This is a genomic window from Nocardioides sp. Z50_6, assembly GCF_058215755.1.
In genome coordinates this window covers 1-1,088 of sequence record NZ_JBZAJB010000018.1, presented here as the reverse complement: position 1 = coordinate 1,088, position 1,088 = coordinate 1, and the positions used below count along the sequence as shown (strand labels likewise).

At 71.0% G+C, this 1,088-nt stretch carries 2 protein-coding genes; both read left to right on the top strand.

The window, feature by feature from the left end:
• The coding region (locus tag AC4BGE_RS18875; RefSeq protein ID WP_490576287.1) for a hypothetical protein at positions 1–528 on the top strand (528 nt) is incomplete at its 5' end.
• Positions 515–733 carry a hypothetical protein gene (locus AC4BGE_RS18870; protein ID WP_490576286.1) on the top strand — a complete coding sequence of 73 codons (219 nt, stop codon included), beginning with the start codon at positions 515–517 and terminating at the stop codon, positions 731–733. The genes AC4BGE_RS18875 and AC4BGE_RS18870, both read left to right, overlap by 14 nt.
• Positions 734–1,088 lie beyond the last annotated feature (355 nt).

Sequence of the window (1,088 nt, the reverse complement as noted above, 5' to 3'; positions counted from 1 at the left end):
CAACGCCGAGGGCTACAAGGCCAGCAGCGGCACGGGCACCTACCAGGGCTCCGTGACCCCGACGCCGACCCCGACCCTCACGCCGACGCCGACCCCGACGCCGACCCCGACCCCGACGCCGACACCGACGCCGACCCCGACGCCGACCCCCACCCCCACGCCGACGCCGACCCCCACGCCGACGCCGACCCCGACGCCGACGCCGACGCCGACGCCGACTCCGACGCCGACGCCGACTCCGACGCCGACTCCGACGCCGACGCCGACTCCGACGCCGACGCCCACGCCGACGCCGACTCCGACCCCGACGCCCACGCCGACGCCCACGCCGACGCCCACGCCGACGGTGAAGCCGACCCCCACGGCCACGCCGACGGTGAAGCCGACCCCCACGCCGACCCCGACGCCGACGGTGAAGCCGACGCCGACCCCCCTGCCGGTGGTCCAGGACACCGAGGTCGACCTCGGCGTCCTCGTCAAGCTGCGCCAGGGCAAGGTGGTGGCGAAGGTGCAGGTGCTGAAGGCTGACGGGACGCCCGCCACCGGCCGCGTCAGGGTCGTCCTCAAGGAGGCGAGCTCGATGCGCAAGGCCGTGATCACCCTCGACAAGAGGGGGAAGGCGAAGAACGCCTTCAAGGGCATCGACGCCGGCTCCTACGTCCTGGTCGCCATCTACCAGGGCGGGACCGACGCGAAGAGGTCGCGAGCCCGGCTCAAGGTCCGCGTGGGCTAGCGCGTCCGGTGCTGGAACCGAGGCCCCCGTCCCCCTGCTGCAGGGGGACGGGGGCCTCCTCAATATTCGGTAATGCTGTCCGTTTCGTGAAAGCACCCTCGTCAAGAGAGCGGCATGTGGCTAGTGTCACAGACGAGTTACGGCTGGGTAACCTACGACGCCGTAGCCGATTCCAATTGGGAGGGAAACCAAATGCGGAACCGTTCAATGAAGCGCCCCATGGCGCTGGTCGCGACGGCGGCCATTTCAACCGCTGGCCTCGTGGCCTTCGCGCCCAGCGCGACCGCCATCAGTGCCGAGCTCAGGTTCGACTGTCAGACCGCTGCCGGTGCGTCGGTGTTCACCAACGTGACCG